The organism is Prauserella marina, from assembly GCF_002240355.1.
GTDB lineage: Bacteria > Actinomycetota > Actinomycetes > Mycobacteriales > Pseudonocardiaceae > Prauserella_A > Prauserella_A marina.
Map to the genome: position 1 here is coordinate 3513172 of NZ_CP016353.1, position 22844 is coordinate 3536015.

Sequence of the window (22844 nt, forward strand, 5' to 3'; positions counted from 1 at the left end):
TACTGAAGCCAATCGTCCACAGTGACCACTGTGGACGATCAGCTCACGGTTGCCGGTTCCCCCGCTCAGATTCCGCGTCCCGGCTGAACCCGGTAACCACGTTCGCGTTCGTATCCCCGCTGCCGCCGGTACGCGGGCTCCCCCGCCGCACGCACCGGAGCCTGCCGCGTGGACGGCGCCGACGCGGGCGCGCGTCGCGCACGTGAAGGAACGCCGCGCTCGCGATCACCGCGCCGGTCCCTGAGATCGGCCGCGCTCGCCGTGCCCAGCAGTGCCACGACCACCCCGAGTACCGCGATCCAGAACCACATGATGCCCCCTTTTCCGTGGTATGGAATCACTGTACCGGAAGGACAAACGTCGAGGTGGACAACTTTTCCGCCTGATGACACCGATTTCACGCCACCTCGGCCGGTCGCCAATACCGGAGATTTCCGTTGCCCGTCAAGCGTTCCCGGCCCCGAAGGGGACGACCTGTGATGGTCACCTCCTCCGCGGCCGACCGGGAACCCGTGTCACACCCTCGGCAGTTCCGGCCGGTCGATGACCCGCAGCCAGGTGCCGTCCGGCTGCTTGCGCACGACCTGAACCCTGGCTCCCACGTCGTCGGCCGACCGGGTCGAGGTCAGCGCGAGATCCCCGTACCGGACGGTCGGCAACGGCTCCTCCTCAGCGAACGGCCCTGGCACGGTGGCCAGCATCCGTTCGAGCACTCCCATGATGGCTTCCCTTCCCACCGTCACCGATCCCGGCGGGAACGCGATCACCGCGTCCGGCGCGTAGAGCATGGCCAGCCCTTCGGCATCGCCCGCGTTGGCCCTCTCGACGAACAACCTCGTCACGTCCTCCGGCGCTGTGGCTCCGTTCATGGCTGCTTCCTTTCCTGGTTTCCGTGTTGCGGCTTCCACCGTGCGCCCGCCAGAGCCATAAGTCCAAGACACAGTAAGTCTCGTTGCTAGAATCAGCGCTTATGGAACTGCGGCAACTCGAGTACTTCGTGACGGTGGCCGAGGAGCGCAACTTCACCAGGGCCGCCGACAAGGTTCGCGTCGCGCAGCCGGGAGTCAGCGCGCAGATCAGGAGACTGGAACGGGAACTGGGGCAGCCACTGTTCGACCGGTCGGGTCGCACGGTGCGGCTGACCGACGTCGGCGCGGCGGTACTTCCCTACGCCCGCGCCGCACTGGCGGCCGCGGAAGGCGCGCGCCTGGCCGTCGACGAATTCACCGGACTGCTCAGGGGGCATGTCGCGGTCGGAACCGTGACGTCGCACGACCTCGCCATCCCCGATCTGCTCGCCGAGTTCCACGACGCGCATCCCTCGGTGGAGATCACGCTGTCGGAAGGCAACTCCGGCGATCTGCTCGCCGGGCTCTTGGAAGGGACTCTCGACGCGGCGATCGTCAGCGCCGGGCGGCGCGACCCTCCCGGCATCGAGGCGCACGTCGTCACCGACGAGACCATCGTCGCCGCGGTCGGACACGACCACGAACTCGCCGCCCACGACGCGGTCACCCTCGACACCCTGCGCGGGCGGCCACTCATCAGCCTGCCGAGGGGAACCGGGCTGAGGACGTTGCTCGACGAGAGCTGCACGAGCCGAGGGTTCACCCCACACGTCGCGTTCGAAGCGAGCGATCCCGAGATGCTCGCCCAGCTCGCCCGCCGTGGTCTTGGCGCGGCCATCCTGCCTCGCACGTTCACCGAGAACCGGTCCGAATTCCTCAAGACGGTCCGCATCGAAGCGCCTACGCTGCGTGGCCGTCTGCTGTTCGCGTGGCGCGCGGACGGCCCAAGCAGCCCGGCCGCTCGCGCGCTCGTCGACCGGGCTCGTGGCTATCTGCCCAAGCCAGGCGCATCATGACGGGAGCGGCGCCACACTCCGCACACCCCGCAGACGTGCGGTGATCGCGCTGGTTAGACTCGATCACTGATACGGAGAGTAACGCCACGACCAGCGCATATCGCCGCGACAACACAGTCAACCGCAGCCCACCCGCGAGGATCGATCATGGTAGAGCCGTCCCCCAAGGTCGTTGTCGTCGTCCCGACGTACAACGAGCGGGAGAACCTCCCCATTCTCGTCGGCAAACTCACCGAGCTGCGGATGCCGAACCTGCACGTGCTGGTCGTCGACGACAACTCACCGGACGGCACGGGTGAGGCGGCCGACAAGCTCGCGGCGGACGCGCCGGACACCGTCGGCGTGCTGCACCGCACCGACAAGGACGGGCTCGGCAGGGCCTACATCGCCGGAATCACCCGCGCACTCGACGAAGGCGCGGACATGGTGATTCAGATGGACGCCGATCTTTCCCACCCCACCGCGACGATTCCGGTGATGGTCGAGGTGCTCTCCACCACCGACGCCGCCGTCGTGCTGGGTTCCCGCTACGTCGAAGGCGGTTCGACCGCCGCCGAATGGGCCTGGCACCGCAAGGCGCTGTCACTGTGGGCCAATTTCTACGTCAACGCGATTCTCCGGCTGAAGGTCAAGGACGCGACCGCGGGCTTCAAGGCGTGGAAGGCGGAGACCCTGCGGCGCATCGACCTTCCGTCGATCCGAAGCAACGGTTACTCGTTCCAGGTCGAGATGAACCACCGCACCGTCCGTTGTGGACTGAGGATTCACGAGGTGCCCATCAGGTTCGAGGAACGCGTCGACGGGACCTCGAAGATGAGCCTCGGCGTCCAGCTCGAATCGGCGCTCACCCCGTGGAAGCTGCTGTTCAGCAGGAAACCCCGCTAGCGCGAGGTACTTTCGCGGGGCGAGCGGGCCTGTCGCCTCGCGGCAACGCGGATCTCGGCGTCCCGAGTGCGAATCTCGTCGTTCTGAGCGGGGGACTCGCGGTGGGTTCAGCGGAAGTGAACGGTTCCCTGTACGGATTCTCCATGGACTCCCGTCGTCGCGGAGATCGACACTGACAACCGTCACCGCGACGCCGCGAACCCTGGAGGACCTCATTTCCGCCGATGCCGATGTCAAAGCCCTTGGCGGGGCCGCCGATCCATCCTGGCTGACCGGCGACACGGTCGCCGCCGTGGCCTCGGTCGAACAGCGGCCGTTCCCTGATTCCGAATACGAGGCGAGGCTCGCGGCGACCCGGCGGGACATGGCGGCGGCCGGAGTCGAGGCGCTGCTCGTGTTCCGCCCTTCGAGCATCGAGTACCTGTGCGGCTATCACACGGCCGAGACCGCGCCACAACCGCTGCTTGTCACGCTGTCCGACACGTATCTCTACATACCCGACCTCGAAGTCGGCAGGGCACTGGCCAGCTCGCGGGTGGATCACATCCGGTTCTGCGGTTACGCCGACGCGCTGCGCGGGCTGGAGATCTTCCTCGCCGACGCGGCCGACGTCCTTCCCGGTGGCGCACCCGTGGGCATCGAGACCGGGCACGGCTCCACTCCCCCGCGCGCCATCGCGATTCTCGCGACGACCCACCTCCGCGTCGTGCACACCGATCACCTGGTGGAGCGCATCCGGCTCGTCCTGTCTCCCTCGGAAATCCTGCACGTCGAATCCGCCGCGCGCGAGACAGCCGCCGGTGTCGCCGCGGCCGTCGACGCGGCGCGCGAGCCATCGGCCACCGATTCCTCCGTCGCCGCGGCCGTCGCGGCCGCCCTCTTCCACGACGCCGATTCGCCGTCGGCGTGGGGGCCGGTCGTCGCGACCGGCCAACGCGGGGGCGTACCGCATTCGAGCTGGGTCAACCGGCCACTCGGCGAAGGGCCGACCTTCGTCGAATTCGCCGGAACACACGCCCGCTATCACGCCCCGGTGATGCGCACACTCGTCGCGGGACCGCTGTCGCCAGGTGACCGCACACTGGCGAGTCTCGCGCGCACGGCGGTGTCGGCCGTCCTGGCGACCGCGAAGGCCGGGGTACTGGCCTCGGACGTCGCGAAGGAAGCCGGGCGGGCACTCGGCACGCTGCCGCACGACGTCGTTTTCCACCACCTTTTCGGCTATCCCGTCGGACTCGCGCACAAGCCACATTGGATGGACGGCGCACCGTTCTTCCTCGTACCCGACAATCACGAACCGCTGCGGGCAGGCATGGTCTTCCACATCCCCGGATCGTTTCGCCGTTTCGGCAATTCGGGAGTCGGGCTGAGCCAGACCTTCCTCGTGGAGGAACACGGCAGCAGGGTTCTGACCCATGGCGACGCCGACCTCATCACCGTGCGGTGAGGCCGGCGCCGCCGTACGGTCCGTGACTACGTCGCGGCTACGAACATGCCATCGAAACTACGGCGGAACTCCGCGTAGACACCGCCGAGATTGGTCTGGATCAACGCCTCGTCGTTGCACCGCAAGGACGTGTGATTGAAGTTGGGGCTGCCGGTGAGCACCCACCTCGCGACCGGGTTGAGACCGTACTGCCCCTCGATGAGCACGAACTTCGAGTGAATCCGGCCCGGCAGCGCATTGGCGTCACCGAGTTCCCTCATCGCGATCCCCGGATGCCCTGACAGAACCTCACGGACCTCGTCGTCCATCAGGCCGTGCACGATCTTGATCGAACATCCCCTTTCGGCCAGTTCCACGACGCGCCGCGCGATGCCGATGCGGTAGTCGTCCCATTCGGACATTCCGATGCGGACGGTCGTCGGCGTCCAGCAGCCGACCTTCGCCAGGTTCTCGACGACCGGATCACCTTCCGCCCTGGGGAAGAACGAGAACTTGACGATGCCGCCCCGCATCAGCGTCGTCGCCGTACGGTAGTAGTCGTCGGTGGCGCGCTCGGCCGCGAGGTCCTCGAAGTAGGAGTCGTAAGCGCGGTACAAAGCGGGGTTTCCGGTGAACGTGACGGCGTTGTTCCAGTAGGTCCGCGAGTTCACGTCGGTGAAGTTGGCCGAGGACTGCAATACGACGTCGCGCTTGCCGCCCGTCTTCGAGAACAGGTAGAACTTGTTGTGCTGCCCCTTGGTGCCGATGCAGGCCGCCGTGTTCCCCTCTGGAGAGGTTCTCGTGCACACGTGCAGCCAGGATCGCTCGTCCTCACGCGTCCCGATCTCCGCGCGCAACGCGTCGACCGCGGGGTTGTCCGCCTGCCAGCCGTCCAGTACGACCTGCACGTCGACGCCCCGGCGGTGGGCACCGATCAGTTCGTTCGCGAAGTCCATTCCGGCCTCGCCCGAGATCACGAAGTGGGCGATCCTGATCCGTGAACCCTCCGGAGCCTGCTTCACGAGGTTGCAAACCTGGCGCACGACGGCCGTCGGGTCACCACCGGCCGGATCGTTGAGAACGGCACCGGTGGTGACCGGTCTCCGCGGAGCGTCCCGGCAGGGCAGCACGGGATCGTCAGCCGCGGCACCCGAGGGGGCGGCGAGCAGCGTGGCCGACAGAGCACACGCCAGCGCCGCCAGCAAAGGTTTGACACGCATCGATCGTTTTCCTTTCAGTCCGGGGCGACTCTGCCCCTGATCCGATAACGGAACACTGCGATCCGATGACCAATGACCGGCCACCGGAAAGACCTCAGGTGCCGAAAACCGCCCACCCTTCGGCGAACAGTCCACAGTGGAATAGCGAAGCTCGTGAGCGCGGAGACAGCGAACCGGCGGGGTGCCCAATCCGGATCACCGGTTTCGCGGACCGACCACGATCCGGCGCATCCGGCCGAGGTGCCAGTGACGTACCGGTGTGGGTCCGGCGAAGGCCATCCGCCACCGGCGCATGGCGGCGGCGACCGTCACCGAGCGGTTGTGAACGCTCACGTGAGCGTTAATGCAGCGGGAACCTACCCGCGCCGATCTCGCGGTGTCAACGCCTGACCTGGACCACACCGCGAAATCCGAAGCTGTTTCTGTTTCACCGCGACGAACCGTTGACTCCGCCGACGGCGGCGAGTTAACGTTCCTCTCGACTTCAATTAGCGCTCACGTTAACGTTCATTCCGTGGGCGTTCCCTTTCTCAGGAGCGAAGATCTTGGGTACCACCAATGACGCGGCCCTTGCCGGCCAGTTGCGCAGGGCGATGCTCGACGCCGATCCGGCGCTGTCCCGGTACAACCCGTTGTCCCGCATTCTCGTGTTCGACCAGTTCAACTCGGGCACGCACGGCTGGACCGAGTTGATCGGCAACCACGACGGCGAGGGCAACCTCGACACGGTCGACGACCACATGCGCGACTTCCGGCCGCCACAACTGTCCTCGTGCACGTTCTTCGACGTCGGGACGCACGGCGCGATGACGGGAACCTACGCGCTCAAGGTCGCCACGCGGCCGCTCGCCGGGCACACCGGAGTCGCCATCCGCAGGCTGACCATGGCCAAAAAAGGCAGGGTCCAGTTCGAAACGTACTTCACCTTCAAGGCGGAGGCCGCCTCCGAGGAGAATCAGGCCGCGACCCAGGCCGGCGCCGGCCAGTGGGACGGCAACATCCACCCCTCGGAACAGCAGTTCGGCGCCTTCACCGTCGCCACGGACGTCTGCGATGACCGGGGCGTGCGCTATCACACGGTCATGCGGTATCAGAACACCGATCTGGACAACCAGTTCACCCGGCGCTGGATGTACCCCGTCGTCCCCGAACCGACACCGAGGGAACACCTCGAAGGCAAGGCGAAACTCGCGGCGACCGACGACTTCACCGCACCGAATCCCGAGGACTGGCAAGCGATCGGCGAGCCACAGTCCTTTTGCTACAACGAGGTTCCGACGAAGGTCAACTGGCACTACCTGCGCTGGCAGCTCGACACCGAAACGCAGCGCAACGTGGAACTCCAGGTCAACGATCGCGTCTACGACCTGAGCGAGGTTCCCGTTCCCGCCTACTCGGAACGCTATGACTCGCTCGACAACCTGCTCAACTTCTACGTCAGCACCCGCACTCACACGAACGTCAGGAACTTCCTGTTCCTCGACTCCGTGCTCATCTCGGTGGATTGGTAGGTCTCCATGCGACAGTCACAAGCCGCGGTTCTCGAACGTTACCGCGTCGTCGAAGGAGAATTCGTCACCGAGCCCTACGAAGCGGGCTGGGCGGGAGAAGCGCGCTGGTTCGTGCGGGTGCTGGAGGCCACGAGCCCCGGAACCAGGATCGTGTTCACCACTCAGGTCTCCCCCGACGGCCTGCACTGGTGCGACGCCGAGGTGCCTCCACAGGTCGCCGAGGGAACGGGGCTCAGCTCGTGGCCCGTCCGCGAGTTCGGTCAGTGGTTGCGGATAAGGGGCTCGGTCGAGGGGGACGCGGGATCGGCAAAGGTGCTGATCTATCTGACGCTCAAGGAATGAGCAGAGGAGACATGAGATGGTGACAACCTACAACCGGCGCGGCTTCCTCAAGATCAGCGGAATCGGTCTCGCCAGTGCCTACCTCGCGGCTTGCAGTGTCGGTGGTGGCAGCAGCACGGGCGCCGATCAGGCGCTGCGGGCCGCGTTCGCCCAACCCATCAACGACCTCGATCCACACGGGCCGAGCAGCGTCGACGAGGCGACGCTGCTCGCCGGGCGGCTGATCTACGACACGCTCATCCGGCCGGTCGGCGAGAAACTGGAGCCGGGCATCGCCACGGCGTGGGAACAACCCGATCCCAACACCTGGGTCTTCACCCTGCGCGAGGACGTGAAATTCCACGACGGCTCGCCGCTCACCGCCCGCGACGTGAAGGCGTCGCTGGAACGCGTCAAAGATGCCGACACGGCGCAGTCGGCGCTGTGGACATCGGTGACCTCCGTCGAAGCCACCGGCGAGCACACCCTGACCATCCGGACCGAGAAACCGCTCGGCACCATGCCGGTCAACCTCACGCTCATGTTCGTGCTGCCCGCCGACAAGATGAACGACGAAGGGTTCTTCCGCAAGCCCATCGGAAGCGGGCCCTTCAAGGTCGAGTCGTTCACCCCGTCCGACCAACTCGTGCTCGGCGCGTTCGAACACTGGAACGGCAAGCCGAAGACCGCTTCGGTGACCCTGCCCTACATTCCGGAGACATCGAGCCAGATCACCGCGTTGCGTACCGGCGAGCTGAGCGCGCTGTGGCCGGTACCGCCCGACCAGCTCCGCGAACTCGACGGCGCCGAGGGCATCACACTGGAAACCGTTCCCAGCTACGTCTACTACCTCAACTGGTTCAACTGCGGGCGCAAACCCTTCGACGACCCGAGGGTGCGCAGGGCCATGTGGAAGGCGGTGAACGTCGAGGAGATCGTGCGCAACCTCTTCGGAAAGGGAGCCGAGGTCATGACGGCGCCCATTCCCTCGACGGTCTTCGGGCACGCGGACCAGCGGCCTTATCCGCACGATCCGGAAGGGGCGCAACGGGATCTCGCCGAGGCGGGGCTCGGCGACGGGTTCAGCACCTCCCTCATGTGGTTCGGTGAAACCGGCCCGCTCGCCGACGGGCTCGCGCAGGCGATGATCTCCGACTGGGCCAAGATCGGCGTCACCGTCGAGCCCCAGAACGTCGAGAAGGCGGAGTGGCTTCGCAGGCTCAACGCCAAGGAATTCGACATGGAGTTGCAGACCAACACGGTCACCACCGGCGATGCCGACTTCACCCTCGGCAGGTTGTACGACTCGGGCGCGGACCGGATGGGCTACCGGAACCCGGAGCTCGACGCCATCCTGCGCCAGGCCCACGAGGACTCGGACCGCGAGCGGCGGGCCGGGTTGTACCGGCAGGCGTGCGAGATCATCTGGTCGGACGCGGTCGGTATCTTCCCCGCCGCGCTGATCAGCACCTACGGGCTGCGCAGTAGCGTAGCGGGCTTCGAGCCCGCGCCGAGCAACCAGCCCGATCTGCGCGGTGTGACCCTAGAAGCCTGAAGGAGTAGATGATGGAGTCGCGGCGGGTGACCCTCAAGGACATCGCCAAGTCGCTCGGTGTCTCGGTGAACACGGTTTCCCGTGCGCTCACCGGCAAGGACAGTGTCGGCGAGGACACCCGCACGCGCATCAAGGAGGAGGCGCGGCGGCTCGGCTACGTTCCCAATTCGATGGCGCGCTCGCTCGTGCTCGGTTCGGCCATGACGCTCGGGCTGGTCATCACCAACCCGTCCAACCCGTTCTACGCCAGGCTGATCAGCACCATCGAACAGCGGGGCAGGGTGCACGGCTACTCGCTCATGCTGCTGGTCACCGAGGAGAGCCAGGACGGTGACGAGGCCGCCGCGGAAACCCTGCTCCGCTGGGGCGTCGACGGCGCGCTCGTCGTGCCGGTGCAGAGCGACGGCGAGCACTGGGACCGGCTCGACGAATCGGGTGTTCCGGTGGTGTGCCTCAACCGGGATTTTCCCGCGCTGGAGCTCGACTTCATCGGAGTCGACTACGACAACGCCGCCTACGAGGCCACCCGGCACCTCATCGACGGCGGTGCCCGCAGCCTGTGCCTGCTGGAGGAAGACCTGCCCATCTCCCCCGTCGCCGACCGGACGGCGGGATTCAGGAGGGCACTGGCCGACGCGGGCCTCGGCGCGGCGGGCGACCCGGTGTTGTCGGTTCCGACGCGCAGGCAGGAATCCCTTGCCCTGCCGTGGGATCCGGGCGACGCCTACCGGATCGCCCAGGACATCGTGAGCGGCGGCGACCTGCCCGACGCGATCATGGTCGGCAACGACTACTTCGCGCTCGGGGTGTACCGGGCGCTGAACGAGGCAGGACTCAGCGCGCCCCGCGACGTACTCGTCGGCGGGTTCGGCGACCACCCGTTCGCCGCCTACCTCTCCCCGCCGCTGACCACCGTCCGGCTGCCAGCCGCCGACATCGGCACCACCGCCGTCGACGTGCTGCTACGCCGGATGAAGGGCTCGGCAGGCCAGCCGGAAAAGCGGCGCCTGCCCTCCGAACTCGTCGTGCGTGCCTCCAGCCGCACCGGGGAAAGCCCGCCCACATGACCATTCACCCCCCGCGCCCTCGGACAACCGCGCCGCGCGCGGGGGACCGCGTCAGAGAAAGCCAGCCCTCGTGATCATTTACCTCGCACGCCGACTATGGCAGTCCGTGTTCCTGGTCTTCGGCGCCATCACCATCGTGTTCCTCGCGCTCAGGGTGATTCCCGGTGATCCGGCCTCACTCATCCTGGGCAGTTCGGCGACTCCGGAGGAACTCGCCGAGCTGCGGCAAAGCATGGGGCTCGACGACCCGATTCTCGTCCAGTACGTCCGCCACCTCGGCGAGGTACTGCGGCTCGACTTCGGCGAATCGTGGCGCCTCGGTGGCGACGCGTTCGCCGCCGTGCTGGAACGGCTTCCAGCGACGCTGACCCTCGCGGGCTACGCGTTGCTGCTGACGCTGCTCATCGGCTTCCCGCTCGGTGTCTACGCCGCGCGCCATCCCGGTAAGTTCGTCGACAGGGCGGTGTCCTACTTCTCGCTGACCGGCCAGGCGCTTCCCTCGTTCTGGGTCGGCATCATGCTGGTACTGATCTTCTCCAGAATGCTCGGCATCCTGCCGGCCACGGCGGACGGGACGCCGATCGCGCTGGTGCTACCCGCTTTCACGCTCGCGCTGCCGTTCCTCGGCTGGCTCGCCAGGCTCGTGCGCAACGGAACTCTGGAGGAACTCGGCAAGGACTACGTCAGGACGGCGAGATCGAAGGGACTGTCCGAGCGGGTCGTGTTCAACGTGCACGTGCTGCGCAACACGCTCACCCCCGTCGTGACCGTGCTCGGCCTCGTGCTCGGCAACTTCATTGCCGACGCGGTGATCATCGAACAGGTCTTCGCGTGGCCTGGCATCGGCTCGCTCATGATCGAGTCCATTGTCAACCGTGACTCGGCCGTCGCCGAAGCGGCGATCGTGCTCATCGCCGTGTTCTACATCGGACTCAACCTCATCGTCGACGTCCTCTACTTCTACCTCGACCCCCGGATCACGCTGGAGACCGTATGATGTCGAAGGCCGCAGGAGCTTCGAAAACCCCGGCGCCGGACGACGTGAAAAGGCGTCCAGCGCGGCGGCTCACCCGCTACGGCATCGCTCCGCTCGTCGCGGCGACCGTGCTCGGATTGTTCATCCTCACCGCGTTGTTCGGCCCGCTGCTCGTGCCCTACGACAGTGTCGCGACCAGCGTCGCCGACCGGCTCCTGCCTCCCGGCTCCACTCTCTCCGACGGGTCGACCGCGCTGCTGGGCACCGACCAGGACGGCAGGGACGTCTTCGCGCAGGTGATCGCGGGCTCGCGGGTGTCCCTGCTCGTCGCGGTCACCGTCGTCGTCGTCGCGGGTGTACTCGGCCTCGTGCTCGGCCTGCTCGCCGGGTACTACGGCGGCTGGCTGGACACCGTGATCTCCAGAGTCGGCGACATGCAGCTCGCCTTTCCCAGCATTCTGCTCGCGATCCTGCTCGCCGGTGCGCTCGGTCCCAGTCTCCTCAATGTCATCATCGCGCTGGCGGTGACACGGTGGGTCATCTTCGCGAGGGTGGTTCGCGGTTCCGCGCTGTCGGTACGCAACAGGGAGTTCGTCGACTCAGCGAGGGTCATGGGCGCCAGCGACCTGCGGATCATGGCGCGCTACATCTATCCCTCGTGCGTTCAGCCGCTGCTCGTCGCGGCGACCGTCCAGGTGGGACTCACCATGGTCGCCGAGGCCGCGCTGAGCTTCCTCGGCCTCGGCGTGCCCATCGACCAGGCATCGTGGGGCTCGACCATCGCCAACGGCAGGGACTATCTCGCGTCGGCGTGGTGGATCGCCGCGATCCCCGGGCTCGCGCTGACGCTCGTGGTGATCTGCATCGGCCTGCTCGGTGACGCGGGCCGGGACAGAGGCGACCGCGCGAGCCAGGCGGTGATGCGGTGAACACCCCAGCACCACCGGAAGGCCCCGCTGGCGACGTTGACGATGTCGGCGATTCGGAGGTTTCGATGGACCCGTTGCTTGAGGTTTCCGGCCTCATGGTGAACTTCGGCGACGTTCCGACGGTGCGCGGCATGTCGTTCACCGTCGACAAAGGACAGACGCTGGCGATCGTCGGCGAGTCGGGAAGCGGAAAGAGTCTCAGCTCGCTTGCCGTGCTCGGCCTGCTGCCGCCGGGGGCAAGGGTCGCTGGTGGCAGCGTGCACTGGAACGGCACCGATCTGCTAGCGCTCAGCGACGCCGAACTGAGGGCCCTGCGCGGCGAAGAACTCGCGATGATCTTCCAGGATCCGTTGAGCGCGCTGAATCCTTCGCTGACCGTCGGTTACCAGATCGCGGAGATGTTCCGGCGAAGGCGGGGCGCGAGCCGCAAGGCCGCGCTGGAACGCGCCAGGGACGCGATGACCGAGGTGGGCATCCCCGACGCGGCGAGCAGGCTCGGCGCCTATCCCCACGAGTTCTCCGGCGGGATGCGGCAGCGCGTGATGATCGCGATGGCACTCGCGCTGGAACCGGGTCTGCTCATCGCCGACGAGCCGACCACCGCGCTGGACGTGACCGTTCAGGCACAGATCCTGCGCCTGTTGCGCCAGCGCAGGGAGCAGGGACTCGCGATGATCATTATCAGCCACGATCTCGGTGTGGTGGCTCGCAGCGCGCGGGACGTCGTGGTGATGTACGCGGGAAAGGCGGTCGAGTCCGGCCCTGTCGCCGAGGTGTACACCGCGCCTGCCCATCCCTACACGCTCGGGCTCATGAACGCGAGCCCTTCGGCTCGCGACGGGCACCGGACCGTCACGCCCATCGACGGCAACCCGCCCGACATCGCGGCGCTGCCGGGTGGCTGCGCCTTCCACCCGCGCTGCCCCTTCGCGCGAGAACGGTGCCGCACCGAGGAACCACGACCACGCATGCTCGCGAGGGGCAGAACGAGCGCGTGCCACTTCGCGGAGGAGGTGACAAGCCATGGTGCGGCCTTCGACCACGCCGGTGCTTGAACTCGTCGATCTCGTCGCCGGATACCGGACCAGAAACGGCCTGCTGGGCAAGCGCGCCGAGGTGCGGGCCGTGGCCGGGGTGAACCTCGCGGTACAGGCCGGTGAGACCGTGTGCCTCGTCGGCGAATCGGGGTGCGGCAAGTCCACTGTGGCCAGGACCGTGGTGAACCTGCTTCGCCCTTCCTCGGGCGAGGTGCGCTTCGATGGCACCGACATCGCGACGCTCGGCAAGTCCGAGCTCAAAGCCATGCGGCGGCAGGTACAAATCGTGTTCCAGGACCCGTTCGCCTCGCTCAACCCCCGGATGACCGTGCGCGAGCTGATCACCGAGGCGTGGCGCATCCACCCCGGTATCGTCGAGCCAGCAGACTGGGACACCGAGGTGACCGCGCTGCTGAACAGGGTGGGCCTCAACCCAGGGCACGCGAGCAGATACCCCTCGCAGTTCTCCGGCGGTCAGCGTCAGCGGATCTGCATCGCGAGAGCCCTTTCGGTACGGCCGAGGCTCATCGTGTGCGACGAAGCCGTTTCGGCGCTGGACGTGTCGATCCAGGCGCAGATTCTCACGTTGCTCAAGCGGTTGCAGGACGAACTCGGTGTCGCCTATCTCTTCATCACCCACGATCTGGGTGTCGTCCGGCACTTCGCGGACAAGGTCGCCGTCATGCACCTCGGCACGATCATCGAGAGCGGTGACACCAGCCGGATCTTCGAAGGACCAGCGCACCCGTACACGCAGGCGTTGCTGTCCGCCGCGCCCACAGTGGACGACTGGAAGGCCGAGCACGGCGAGGAGATCATGCTGCGGGGTGACGTGCCCTCGCCGTCGCGGCCACCCAGCGGCTGCCGGTTCCACACCCGGTGCTGGAAAGCACAGGACCGGTGCCGCGCCGAGGAACCCGAGCTGGTCCACCGCGACACCGATCACCCCGTGGCCTGCCATTACGCCGCCCCCGACCGGACGCTGACCCGGCGCTGACAAGCACCGACGTATTCAGGCGCACGCGGTCTCGACCAGTCACCGCGCCACGGGAAGCGGCTCGTCCCTGCCGGGTGCGGCCGGTTACCCTGCCGCCTTGCCGGTCCGCCAACCCGAACCCGTACGCTGCGAGGAATGGGAACCTACCTGAACCCCGGAACGGCCGAGGCGCGGCGGGAGGAATCCGCGCCTTGCTCGTCCTCCGGGGAGCTGGTACAGACCGGTACCACCGCGGGCCGGTTGTCCTCAGCGGAAAGGGCGGACCGGCACGCCACGGTGTCGGCCGCACTGACCACGATGGACGACGAACGGCTGATGACGATGCTCCGTTCGGCCCCACGGCGAGCGGCCGGTATCGGCGGCAGCTGCGCGCTGGTCGACGTCGGCGGCGTTTCGGTATGGGTGAAGCAGGTTCCGCTCACCGCGATGGAGCGGGACGAGGACGTCGCGGGGTCGACGGCCAACACGTTCGGGCTTCCGACGTTCTTCCACTACGGACTCGGTTCCGTCGGCGCCGGTGCGTGGCGCGAGGTCGCGGCGCACGAGATGGCGACGGAATGGGCGCTGGAAGGCAAGGGAGACGGCGTCACCCTGCTGCACCACTGGCGGGTGCTACCGCTGCCGCAGGGTGCCCAACAGCCGTGGGCTGATCGGTCCGAACTGGACACGACGGTCGAATTCTGGCACAACTCCTCCGCCGTGCGGGAACGGCTCACCGCGCTCGCGACGGCACCGGCGACGGTCGCGTTGTTCATGGAGCACCAGCCCGCGACGTTGCACACCTGGCTGGCCGGTCAGCTTGGCCCCGACCGGCTCGAATCGGCACTCGACATGGTCGAGCACGAACTGCTGGCGATCGCGGGACTGCTGCGCCACAACGGGATGGTGCATTTCGACGCGCACTTCGAGAACATCCTCACCGACGGGCATCGGCTCTACCTCACCGACTTCGGGCTCGCCTCGGCGTCCAGGTTCGATCTTTCGGCCGCCGAGCGTTCTTTCCTGCGCCGCAACGACAGTCACGACGTGAGCTTCGTGGTGACGCAGCTGGTCAACTGGCTCGTCACCGAGTTCGCGGGAACCACGCTCCGCGAGGACAGGGTCGACTACGTCAGGCAGTGCGCTCACGGCGACCAGGCACGTCGACTGCCCGCACCGGCCGCGACGATCGTCGAGCGCTACGCGCCGATCGCCGCGGTACTCAACGACTTCTACGGCCGGTTGCTGCTGGAAAGCCGGGCCATCCCCTACCCCGCCACCACCCTCGACGCCCTCTGCGCGGGACTTACCTAACGATCGTTCCGGCGCTCACCGCGCGATGGCCTCGGCGAGTAGCCTCCTGCCGAGCGCCTTGCCAGGCAGCCCTTCGGTGTCACCCGTGCTGGCCAGCGCACCGGCGGCCAGCCGTGAGCCGAGCCACGCCGCCCGGCCCCTCTGCGCACCGGCGAGCCGGGCCGCGACATAGCCACCGGCGAACGCGTCGCCCGCGCCGACCGGATCGACCACCTCCTCGGCGAGGCTGGGCTGATGCCGGATCACTCCGTGCTCGTCGGCCCACCAGCAACCGTCTGGCCCCGCCTTGACCACGACCTCCGGTACGCCTGCCGCTTCGGCGAGCCGCACGACGCGTTGGGGGTCGGCGGTGCCGAACAGCGGCTCCGCTTCGTCTGTCCCGATGAGCAGGATCTTGGTGAGGGGCAGCACCGTGGTCAGTACTTCGACCGCGGTGCCGTGCGGGTCGAGCGCGGGCCGCAGGTTGACGTCGACGACGAGCGTGCTGCCGTAGTCGGCGGCACTGGCCGCGACCTGGCGCACCATGGCGGCGGGTCCCTCACCGAGTGCCACGGTGAGCCCGGACACCAGCACCGCACCGGCGCGCAGGGCGAGTCCCCTTTCCGCGTCGGCCGTGGTCATGGCCGACGCGGCGGAACCGGTGCGGTAGTAGCGCACCCTGCGCCGTCCGTCGGGAAGCGCGTCCTTGGCGAACAATCCCGTCGGCCGGGACGGGTCGATCTCGGCGCTCACGCCCACCCCGAGGCGCGCGGCCTCCGAGGACACGCGGCGGCCGAACGGATCATCGCCGAGCCGTGTGCACAACACGGCGCTGCCTCCGAGGGCCGCGACGGCGGCGCACGCGTTGAGTTCGGCACCGGCGACATGGACGTCGAGCGCCGGGGCGGTGTCCAGCCGCCCACCCGCGGGCGGCTGGAGCAGCACCATGGCCTCACCGAAGCCGACGAGGTCGGGCATCACCCGGCCGCAGCGCTGCGCGGGGGCAACGCCAGCTCGTCGAGGATCGCGTGCAACCCCGCCCTGCTGCCCTCGTCGAGCGGCGCTGCCGGAAGGCGCACGGTCGCGTGTTCGATGATGCCGCGACGCACGAGTACTTCCTTGTGCACGGCCCACGCGATCCCTTGCTGCAAGCCGAAAAGCACGAGCGGGGTGAGCCTGGCGAAGGCCGCGCGGGCCTCGGAGTGCCGTCCGGCTGCCCAGTCGTCGAGCACGGGCCGCAACAGGTCGGGGAACTCGCAGGCGGGCATCGTGCCGACCGCTCCCCTCGCGTACTCCTCCAGCACGAACTGGGCGTTCTGCCCGCCGAGCACGGCGACCGAGCCTGGCACGAGTTCCGCGACCGCCGCCGTCTTCGGCGCGGTGGGCGGTGCCTCGACCTTGACCGAATCGACCCCGTCGAGCTCACACAGCCGCGCGATCAACGGCGGCGGCATCGTGACCCCGGTCGGGCCAGGGGCGTCCTGCACCATGACCGGGATCGACACCGCCGAGGCGACGTCGCCGTAGAAATCGACGAGCTGCGCGGCGCTGGGCTTCACCATGAACGGCGGCAGCACCATCAGGCTCGCCGCACCGCCCCGTTCGGCCGCGAGTGCCTGCTCGATCGCGGTCGTCGTCGACGTTCCGTTGACACCGGCGACGACGGGCACCTCACCGGAGACGACGTCGGTGATCCAGCTCAGAATCCGCTCGCGTTCCTCGGCGGTCAGCGCGAAACCCTCGCTGGCCATGCCGAAGGTAGCGACACCGTGGACCCCGGAGGAGAGCTGGAAGTTCGTGAGCCGTGCCAGTCCCGGCAGGTCGAGCGCGCCGGAAGCGTCGAACGGCGTGGCGAGGATGGGGACAAGCCCGTGAACGGTGTGGGGCATGGGTGTCAGGACTCCTTGGACAGTCTCGCCACGGTTTCGGCGTCGATGTCGATGCCGAGACCGGGGCCGGTGGGGACGGGAAAGCCGGCCGGGTGGACGGCGAGGGGTTCGGTGAGCAGCCGTTGGCCGACGGTGAACGAGGTCGGCTGATACTCGAAGGCGGCGAGCCCTTCGACGGCGGCGCTGACGTGCACACCGGCCGCGAGCGCGACCCCGAGCCCCACCGAATGGTGCGGGGCGACGGGAACGTGCGCGGCCGTGCACAGTTCGGCGATCGCCATGGCCTCGGTGATGCCGGTGCGGGCGACGTCGGGTTGCGCGATCCGCAGTCCCCTGGCGGTCAGCCACTGGGCGAACTCGAACCGGTTGCGCAGGGTTTCGCCAACCGCGACGGGGATCGTGGCCCGCGAGGTCAACTCGGCGTGGCCCGCGATGTCCTCGGGAGCCAGCGGCGCTTCGAGGAACCAGCAGCCTCTCGCGGCGAGCCCGGCGGCCAGCGCCAGCGCCTCGTCGACGGAGTAGGCCCAGTGGGCGTCGACGGCGATTCGCAGTGCCGGAGCGGCTTCCCTCACCGCGTCCACAGTGGACAGGTCGGTCGCGACGCCGTTGCCGAGATGGAGCTTGACGGCCTTGGCTCCCCTGCTCGCCCACTCGGCGCCCAGCGCGGCCCTACCCTCGTCGTCGGGACGGGGCAGTCCCGACACGTAACTCGGGACGGCGTCCCGGAAGGCACCGCCGAGCAGGGTCGCCACCGGCAGCCCCGTCAGCTTGCCGGCCAGGTCCCACAACGCGATGTCGACGGCGGCGAGCGCGTCGGCCTGATGACCGACGAGGTGCCCCCGCTCGCGCATGAGGTCGCGCAGCGCCGCGAAGACGGGGCGCGGGGCCAGCGCGGGCTTGCCGATCAGCACTGGACCGAGCAACAGATCGACGATCGCTGCGGGGACCTCGGGTGCCACCGGCGCCAGCGCCTCGCCCCAGCCGCTGGTTCCGTCCTCGGCGACCAGTCGCACGAGCAGGGTCTCGTAGCGATCCGAGTAGATGCTGCGCCACGGCGGCCGCACGGCATATCCGGCTGGCGGGTCCGTGCCGTCCCCCAGTTGTCCGAGATACGCGGCGTCCGCCGAAAGCTTCAAAGAATAGGTCTCAACCGCAGAAATTCTCATACGGCGTGCATCCAATGGTTGACGTCATGCGACATGTGCGTAAGACTTCCACATATTGCATGGGCGTTGCAACAAGGTCCAAAATCCGATCCAAACCAGCACAAGGAGCCACACCCCTCATGGCAGCCGACCAGGGCACGAATCAGAGCGTCGAAAAGGCCGCCGCCGTGCTGGCCTCGTTTCTCGACGGACGCGGCGACCTGCGCGTCTCCGATGTCGCCCAGCGCGCTGGCGTCGGCCAGTCCACGGCGTCCCGGCTGCTGGCGACCCTCGAACAACTCGAATACGTGGAGCGCGACGAGGTCAGTTCCCTGTACCGCCTTGGCCCGGCAGTCATCTCGCTGGCCGGAGCCGCCGTCAATCAGCACCCGGTGCACAGGGAAGCCCGTTCGCACGCGCAGACGCTGGCCTGCTCACTGGGCCTCGGCGCCAACGTCGCCGTCCGGCGCGGCGGATCGCTGTTCTACCTGTGCAACTTCGAGGGCAAGCTGGCTCCCAAGTCCTTCACGCTGCTCGGTCAGCGCAATCCGCTGCACGCCACCGGTCTCGGCAAATGCCTGCTGCTCGGCCTGACGCCCGGACAGCGCCGCGAACTCATCCCGGAGCCAGCGCGCTTCACCCAGTACACGATCACCGATCACGACGCGCTCGACGCCGCGCTTGCCGAGGTGACCGAACGCGGCTACGCCGTCGAGTCCGAAGAACTCGCGCTGGGCAGGGCCTGTGTCGCGGCTCCCGTGCTGGACAGCACCGGGACCGTCACCGCCGCACTGTCGATCTCAGGACCGCTCTCGGCGATCGACCTGTCCACGAGGGAAGCCGAACTGGGCCGGATCGCGATCGAGGTCGCCGACTCCATCAGCATCGGGCTCGGCTACATCGGCCCCGGTCACCAGCCCGCTCACCTCACGGTGGCCGGATCGTGAGCGCCCCTGAGTCACTGGCCGCCGCGCTCCGGCGGACCCCGGTCGTCGGCATCATCCGGCTGGCCGACGCGCACTCGGCCGTACCGGCGGCCGAGGCACTGTGGAGAGGCGGCGTCCACGCCGTAGAAGTCACGCTGACCACTCCCGGCGCCACCGAGGCCATCCGTGCCCTCCGCGACCGCGAGCACAACTCCTCCGACGTCAACAACGTGGACATCGTGGGCGCGGGCTCGGTACGCACCGCCGACGACGCGAGCGCGGCCATCGCGGCGGGCGCCCGGTTTCTGGTCACGCCCACCTTTCAGCGCGCGGTCCTCGACGTCGCGGCCGCCGAGGGCGTGCCGGTCATGTGCGGCGCGCTGACCCCGACCGAACTGGACTCCGCCGCCATGGCCGGAGCCGACTATCTCAAGCTCTTCCCATCCTCGGCCTTCGGTCCCGGCTACCTCAAGGAACTACTCGCCCCGATGCCGGACCTGAAGATCGTGCCGACCGGCGGCATCACCGCGGACAACCTGCCCGCGTGGGCCGCCGCCGGAGCGACCGCCGTCGCCGCGGGTTCCGCGCTCGTCCCCTCCAATCTCGTCGCCGCCGGCGAGTGGGACGGCCTCACCTCTCTGGCCGAACGGTTCGCCAGGTCATGGCCGCGCTGACCGCGCGCCAGTAAATCCACAATGGAGTGAATGTGATTGCCCGAAACCGCGCGTCGCTGCGGATGCGCACGGCGATCGCCGTGGCGAGCACAGCGCTGCTCTGCGCGACGGTCGCCGGATGCGGCGCCACCGATGACGGCGCCGATCTGGTGCTGGAGTTTCCCTCGTGGCAGGCCGACGACGCGTCGTTCTCGCCGTGGTGGCACGAGCTCATCGCCGAGTACGAACGGCAGCACCCCGGTGTCGACATCGACTTCTACCAGGTGCCCTTCGACAGCTTCGTCGCTCAGCAGACAACGCGATTCGCGGCCGGTGACCCCGCCGACATCGTGCATCTGCCCGCGGCCAACGCCGTCCAGTTCGCCGCGAGGGGCTGGCTTGCCCCCATCGACGACCGGCTCGCGGGCACCGACATCCTCCAGGAGTGGACCCCGTTGCAGCAGCAGCTGTCCTGGGAAGGCAAGACCTACGGCGTGCTGCTCCTCGGTTACGGCTACGCCCTCTTCTACAACGAGGACCTGCTCGCCAAAGCCGGGGTGGACGTTCCGACGTCGCCGGACGAACTGCTCGCCGCCGCGCGCGCCGTGTCGGCGCTGCCGCGGGACTCGTTCGGCTTCGGCGCCACCACGGCACAGAACCCCGACAACTACACGGAATTGACCTCCTTCCTCGTCGGAAACCACGCCTCGTGGTCGGACAGCGAAGGCGCGATCACCGCGACGACCCCCGAAGCACTCACCGCACTCGGCCAGTACAGGGACGTGCTGGCGACCGCGCCACGAGGAATCCAGTCGCAGCAACGCAACGAGCTGTTCCTCAACGGACAGATCGGCATGCTCATCGACGGGCCCTTCCTGCTGTCCGAACTGGACGGAGCAAGGCCGGAGGTCAAGGAACACCTCAAGGTCGCGGCACCACCCTTCGAGGTGACGCCAGGCGGGATCAGCAACAGCCTGCATGTACCAGCCGATGCCGATCCCGAGGTGGCGCGAGCGGTGTGGGAGTTCATCGAGCTGGCCAGCGAACCACGCTGGCAGCAGCGCTACACCGAGGTGACCTCGGTTCCGGCGCCACGTGAGGGTTCGGTGACCGAGGCGGCGTTGCGCGCGACCCCGGAACTCGAACTGTTCGGCGAACTCGCCGACAACGCGGTCGACATCTTTCCCGAGGCGGCCGATCTGCGCAGAAACTACGGCAGGGTCGGCGACATCGTCGCCTCGGGTGCCATCCGCCTGATCGCCACGTCCACACCTGTCGCTCAGGTGGCCGACGGGCTCCAGCGCGACCTCGAAGGAGTCGGCGATGAGTAAACCCGCGACCGTGGCGGCGCCGCCCGCCGCCAAACGCGCCGCCGGCAAGAAGAAGGCCAGGCGGGAGAAGCTGTTCGCCTACGGCATGCTCACGCCGACGGTGGCCGCCGTCGGCCTGCTCATGGCCTACCCGATCTACGTGGCCGTCAACCTCAGTTTCCGCGGTGGCGAGATCACCGATCTGCAGAACCTCGGCCAGTATCCGCTGACACTGAGCAACTTCTTCTCCGTCATCACCGATCCCGCTCTGCTCGGCGACATCTGGCGCTCCATCGTGTACACGGTGGGAGTCGTCGTTCCGGCGTTCGCCATCGGGCTCGGGCTCGCACTGCTGCTCAACAAGGCGTTCCCCGGAAGGCGCATCGTGCGCCCGCTGGCGCTGCTGCCATGGGCGGTCCCCGGCGTCGCCGTCGCGGCGGCGTTCAGCTGGATGCTCGACAGCTCGTTCGGTGTCATCAACTACCTGCTGCGCACGGTCGGGCTCATCGACCAGAACGTCGCCTGGCTCGCCGACAGCAACACCGCGATGACCGCCGTGATCATCCCGACGGTGTGGAAGTTCTACCCGTTCTTCACCCTCGTGCTCGTCGCCGCGCTGCAAGCCATTCCAGGTGACCTGTACGAGGCGGCCAGAATCGACGGCGCTTCGGCGTGGCAGCAGTTCCGCAACGTCACCTGGCCCGCGCTGCGGACCCCCGCGGCGCTGGCCATCGTCATCACCGGGATCGGCGTGTTCCGCGAGTTCGACTTCATCTTCCCGCTCACCGGCGGTGGTCCGGACAACGCGACACAGACACTGGCGGTACGGATCTACAACGAGGCGTTCGAGTACTTCAGCTTCGGTGTTTCCGCCGCGGTCGGCGTCGTCACCATGATCGTCGCGGGCGCGCTGCTACTGGCGGCCGGCCGCTCCGTTCGACAGGGGCTCAACTGATGGTCACCCTCTCCGCACCGCCCGAAACCCGCTCCGGGAGGCAGAACCGGTCCGGCGGCCCACGAAAGCGAGCCAGGACACCACGAGAATGGGGTCTGCTCGCGATCAGCCTCGCCGTGCTCGTGGTACTGCTGTTTCCCGTCTACTGGATGGTGATGACCTCACTCGTTCCCTCACGGGAACTGCTGACGTCCTCGCCTCCACTCGTCCCGCCGGCCGACACGGCGAGCTTCGACGCCTACGGCGAAGTACTCTCCAGCCGTCCCGTCGGGCTCTGGCTGTGGAACTCGGCGCTGGTGACACTCGGCACCGCGCTCATCTCCGTCGTGATCAGCACGCTCGGCGGATACAGCCTCTCCCGGTTCCGCACCAAGGCACAGCAGGCTATGGGGTTCACGCTGCTGTTCAGCCGTATGCTGCCGGGAACCCTGCTGATCATCCCGGTTTTCGTCATCTTCGCCTCCGTCGGCATGATCAACAATCTGTGGTCGGTGATCCTGGTCAACGTCGCGGCGACGGTGCCCTTCACCACCTGGCTGATGAAAGGCTTCGTCGACGGCATTCCCGGTGAGATCGAGGAAGCCGCGATGATCGACGGCTGCGGACGGCTTCGGACACTGTGGACGGTCGTGCTCCCGCTGCTGCGACCGGGACTGGCGACCACCTTTACCTATGCCTCGATTCTCGCCTGGGGCGACTTCCTTTTCGCCAGAACGCTGATGCCCAACCCGAGCGACTGGACGATCACCGTCGGCATCGCCTCCTTCATCGGCGAGCACAGCGTCGACTGGAGCGGGCTGATGGCGGCTGGGCTCATGTCGACGCTGCCGATGCTGGTGCTGTTCGTGTTCCTCGAACCGTTCCTGGTGAAGGGAACCGCGTCCGGCGCTGTCAAGGGGTGACCAT

General features: G+C 67.8%; 24 protein-coding genes. 17 read left to right on the forward strand and 7 right to left on the reverse strand.

Annotation, left to right across the window (positions count from 1 at the left end; all coding sequences use genetic code 11):
- Nucleotides 1-65 precede the first annotated feature (65 nt).
- The gene (locus BAY61_RS16460) at nt 66-311 is read right to left on the reverse strand and encodes a hypothetical protein (protein WP_091804828.1); all 246 of its coding nucleotides are present in this window, start codon (nt 309-311) and stop codon (nt 66-68) included.
- A gap of 204 nt (nt 312-515) precedes the next feature.
- A complete protein-coding gene (locus BAY61_RS16465; protein WP_091804830.1) occupies nt 516-869 on the reverse strand; it encodes a YybH family protein in 354 nt (117 codons plus the stop codon).
- 101 nt (nt 870-970) lie between these two features.
- On the opposite strand from BAY61_RS16465, the gene BAY61_RS16470 reads away from it, so the two are divergent.
- The 3 genes from BAY61_RS16470 to BAY61_RS16480 all read left to right on the forward strand — a co-directional run bounded on the left by BAY61_RS16470 (nt 971) and on the right by BAY61_RS16480 (nt 4196).
- Nucleotides 971-1864, forward strand: a complete 894-nt coding sequence (locus BAY61_RS16470) for a LysR family transcriptional regulator (protein ID WP_091804833.1) — start codon at nt 971-973, stop codon at nt 1862-1864.
- A gap of 147 nt (nt 1865-2011) precedes the next feature.
- Nucleotides 2012-2749: a polyprenol monophosphomannose synthase gene (locus BAY61_RS16475; protein WP_091804835.1), complete on the forward strand. Its 738-nt coding sequence runs from the start codon at nt 2012-2014 to the stop codon at nt 2747-2749.
- A gap of 292 nt (nt 2750-3041) precedes the next feature.
- The gene (locus BAY61_RS16480; RefSeq protein ID WP_091804837.1) at nt 3042-4196 is read left to right on the forward strand and encodes a M24 family metallopeptidase; all 1155 of its coding nucleotides are present in this window, start codon (nt 3042-3044) and stop codon (nt 4194-4196) included.
- Between the two features lie 26 nt (nt 4197-4222).
- On the opposite strand, the gene BAY61_RS16485 is transcribed toward BAY61_RS16480, so the two are convergent.
- Complete coding sequence (locus BAY61_RS16485; RefSeq protein WP_091804840.1) at nt 4223-5395, reverse strand: phospholipase D-like domain-containing protein; 1173 nt, start codon at nt 5393-5395, stop codon at nt 4223-4225.
- A 195-nt stretch (nt 5396-5590) separates the two neighbouring features.
- The gene (locus tag BAY61_RS32930) at nt 5591-5728 is read right to left on the reverse strand and encodes a hypothetical protein (protein WP_170140200.1); all 138 of its coding nucleotides are present in this window, start codon (nt 5726-5728) and stop codon (nt 5591-5593) included.
- A 212-nt stretch (nt 5729-5940) separates the two neighbouring features.
- Here BAY61_RS32930 and BAY61_RS16490 point away from each other — a divergent pair, with 212 nt between their 5' ends.
- The 9 genes from BAY61_RS16490 (at nt 5941) to BAY61_RS16530 (ending at nt 15081) form a co-directional block, all read left to right on the forward strand.
- Complete coding sequence (locus BAY61_RS16490) at nt 5941-6906, forward strand: DUF6772 family protein (protein WP_091804843.1); 966 nt, start codon at nt 5941-5943, stop codon at nt 6904-6906.
- A gap of 6 nt (nt 6907-6912) precedes the next feature.
- The gene (locus BAY61_RS16495; protein ID WP_091804846.1) at nt 6913-7248 is read left to right on the forward strand and encodes a hypothetical protein; all 336 of its coding nucleotides are present in this window, start codon (nt 6913-6915) and stop codon (nt 7246-7248) included.
- Between the two features lie 16 nt (nt 7249-7264).
- On the forward strand, nt 7265-8782 hold the full coding sequence (locus BAY61_RS16500; protein WP_091804849.1) for an ABC transporter substrate-binding protein: 1518 nt from the start codon (nt 7265-7267) through the stop codon (nt 8780-8782).
- A gap of 8 nt (nt 8783-8790) precedes the next feature.
- Complete coding sequence (locus BAY61_RS16505) at nt 8791-9849, forward strand: LacI family DNA-binding transcriptional regulator (RefSeq protein WP_091804854.1); 1059 nt, start codon at nt 8791-8793, stop codon at nt 9847-9849.
- Between the two features lie 70 nt (nt 9850-9919).
- Complete coding sequence (locus BAY61_RS16510; RefSeq protein WP_091804857.1) at nt 9920-10846, forward strand: ABC transporter permease; 927 nt, start codon at nt 9920-9922, stop codon at nt 10844-10846.
- A 44-nt stretch (nt 10847-10890) separates the two neighbouring features.
- On the forward strand, nt 10891-11754 hold the full coding sequence (locus tag BAY61_RS16515; RefSeq protein WP_245865142.1) for an ABC transporter permease: 864 nt from the start codon (nt 10891-10893) through the stop codon (nt 11752-11754).
- A gap of 65 nt (nt 11755-11819) precedes the next feature.
- Complete coding sequence (locus tag BAY61_RS16520; protein ID WP_091805293.1) at nt 11820-12809, forward strand: ABC transporter ATP-binding protein; 990 nt, start codon at nt 11820-11822, stop codon at nt 12807-12809.
- Nucleotides 12778-13788 carry an ABC transporter ATP-binding protein gene (locus tag BAY61_RS16525; protein WP_091804863.1) on the forward strand — a complete coding sequence of 337 codons (1011 nt, stop codon included), beginning with the start codon at nt 12778-12780 and terminating at the stop codon, nt 13786-13788. Before BAY61_RS16520 ends, BAY61_RS16525 begins: the two co-directional genes overlap by 32 nt.
- 135 nt (nt 13789-13923) lie before the next feature.
- Nucleotides 13924-15081, forward strand: a complete 1158-nt coding sequence (locus tag BAY61_RS16530; protein ID WP_245865147.1) for a BUD32 family EKC/KEOPS complex subunit — start codon at nt 13924-13926, stop codon at nt 15079-15081.
- A gap of 15 nt (nt 15082-15096) precedes the next feature.
- Here BAY61_RS16530 and BAY61_RS16535 read toward each other — a convergent pair whose 3' ends face one another.
- The 3 genes from BAY61_RS16535 to BAY61_RS16545 are packed head-to-tail and all read right to left on the reverse strand — an operon-like array spanning nt 15097 to nt 18085.
- Complete coding sequence (locus tag BAY61_RS16535; RefSeq protein ID WP_143021375.1) at nt 15097-16038, reverse strand: sugar kinase; 942 nt, start codon at nt 16036-16038, stop codon at nt 15097-15099.
- Nucleotides 16038-16949 (reverse strand): dihydrodipicolinate synthase family protein, encoded by a 912-nt coding sequence (locus tag BAY61_RS16540; protein ID WP_091804868.1) that lies wholly within the window; start codon nt 16947-16949, stop codon nt 16038-16040. The genes BAY61_RS16535 and BAY61_RS16540 overlap by 1 nt, the downstream gene beginning before the upstream one ends.
- 5 nt (nt 16950-16954) lie before the next feature.
- Nucleotides 16955-18085 carry a mandelate racemase/muconate lactonizing enzyme family protein gene (locus BAY61_RS16545; protein ID WP_245865149.1) on the reverse strand — a complete coding sequence of 377 codons (1131 nt, stop codon included), beginning with the start codon at nt 18083-18085 and terminating at the stop codon, nt 16955-16957.
- A 149-nt stretch (nt 18086-18234) separates the two neighbouring features.
- Between BAY61_RS16545 and BAY61_RS16550 the strand changes: the two genes are divergently transcribed.
- Genes BAY61_RS16550 through BAY61_RS16570 form a run of 5 tightly spaced genes read left to right on the forward strand, consistent with a single transcriptional unit; the run spans nt 18235 to nt 22840 of the window.
- Nucleotides 18235-19041, forward strand: a complete 807-nt coding sequence (locus BAY61_RS16550; protein ID WP_091804874.1) for an IclR family transcriptional regulator — start codon at nt 18235-18237, stop codon at nt 19039-19041.
- A complete protein-coding gene (locus BAY61_RS16555; protein WP_211323579.1) occupies nt 19038-19694 on the forward strand; it encodes a bifunctional 4-hydroxy-2-oxoglutarate aldolase/2-dehydro-3-deoxy-phosphogluconate aldolase in 657 nt (218 codons plus the stop codon). Before BAY61_RS16550 ends, BAY61_RS16555 begins: the two co-directional genes overlap by 4 nt.
- A 32-nt stretch (nt 19695-19726) precedes the next feature.
- Entirely contained in the window at nt 19727-21004 is a 1278-nt protein-coding gene (locus tag BAY61_RS16560; protein ID WP_091804875.1) for an ABC transporter substrate-binding protein, read from the forward strand.
- Complete coding sequence (locus BAY61_RS16565; protein ID WP_091804878.1) at nt 20997-21938, forward strand: carbohydrate ABC transporter permease; 942 nt, start codon at nt 20997-20999, stop codon at nt 21936-21938. Before BAY61_RS16560 ends, BAY61_RS16565 begins: the two co-directional genes overlap by 8 nt.
- Nucleotides 21938-22840 (forward strand): carbohydrate ABC transporter permease, encoded by a 903-nt coding sequence (locus BAY61_RS16570; RefSeq protein WP_091804881.1) that lies wholly within the window; start codon nt 21938-21940, stop codon nt 22838-22840. The genes BAY61_RS16565 and BAY61_RS16570 overlap by 1 nt, the downstream gene beginning before the upstream one ends.
- Nucleotides 22841-22844: the final 4 nt, after the last annotated feature.

Coding starts and splice junctions, on each gene's coding strand:
- BAY61_RS16460 (WP_091804828.1), bottom strand. CDS start 311: ATGTGGTTCTGGATCGCGGTACTCGGGGTGGTCGTGGCACTGCTGGGC.
- BAY61_RS16465 (WP_091804830.1), bottom strand. CDS start 869: ATGAACGGAGCCACAGCGCCGGAGGACGTGACGAGGTTGTTCGTCGAG.
- BAY61_RS16470 (WP_091804833.1), top strand. CDS start 971: ATGGAACTGCGGCAACTCGAGTACTTCGTGACGGTGGCCGAGGAGCGC.
- BAY61_RS16475 (WP_091804835.1), top strand. CDS start 2,012: ATGGTAGAGCCGTCCCCCAAGGTCGTTGTCGTCGTCCCGACGTACAAC.
- BAY61_RS16485 (WP_091804840.1), bottom strand. CDS start 5,395: ATGCGTGTCAAACCTTTGCTGGCGGCGCTGGCGTGTGCTCTGTCGGCC.
- BAY61_RS16495 (WP_091804846.1), top strand. CDS start 6,913: ATGCGACAGTCACAAGCCGCGGTTCTCGAACGTTACCGCGTCGTCGAA.
- BAY61_RS16500 (WP_091804849.1), top strand. CDS start 7,265: ATGGTGACAACCTACAACCGGCGCGGCTTCCTCAAGATCAGCGGAATC.
- BAY61_RS16505 (WP_091804854.1), top strand. CDS start 8,791: ATGATGGAGTCGCGGCGGGTGACCCTCAAGGACATCGCCAAGTCGCTC.
- BAY61_RS16520 (WP_091805293.1), top strand. CDS start 11,820: ATGGACCCGTTGCTTGAGGTTTCCGGCCTCATGGTGAACTTCGGCGAC.
- BAY61_RS16525 (WP_091804863.1), top strand. CDS start 12,778: ATGGTGCGGCCTTCGACCACGCCGGTGCTTGAACTCGTCGATCTCGTC.
- BAY61_RS16530 (WP_245865147.1), top strand. CDS start 13,924: ATGGGAACCTACCTGAACCCCGGAACGGCCGAGGCGCGGCGGGAGGAA.
- BAY61_RS16535 (WP_143021375.1), bottom strand. CDS start 16,038: ATGCCCGACCTCGTCGGCTTCGGTGAGGCCATGGTGCTGCTCCAGCCG.
- BAY61_RS16540 (WP_091804868.1), bottom strand. CDS start 16,949: ATGCCCCACACCGTTCACGGGCTTGTCCCCATCCTCGCCACGCCGTTC.
- BAY61_RS16550 (WP_091804874.1), top strand. CDS start 18,235: ATGGCAGCCGACCAGGGCACGAATCAGAGCGTCGAAAAGGCCGCCGCC.
- BAY61_RS16565 (WP_091804878.1), top strand. CDS start 20,997: ATGAGTAAACCCGCGACCGTGGCGGCGCCGCCCGCCGCCAAACGCGCC.
- BAY61_RS16570 (WP_091804881.1), top strand. CDS start 21,938: ATGGTCACCCTCTCCGCACCGCCCGAAACCCGCTCCGGGAGGCAGAAC.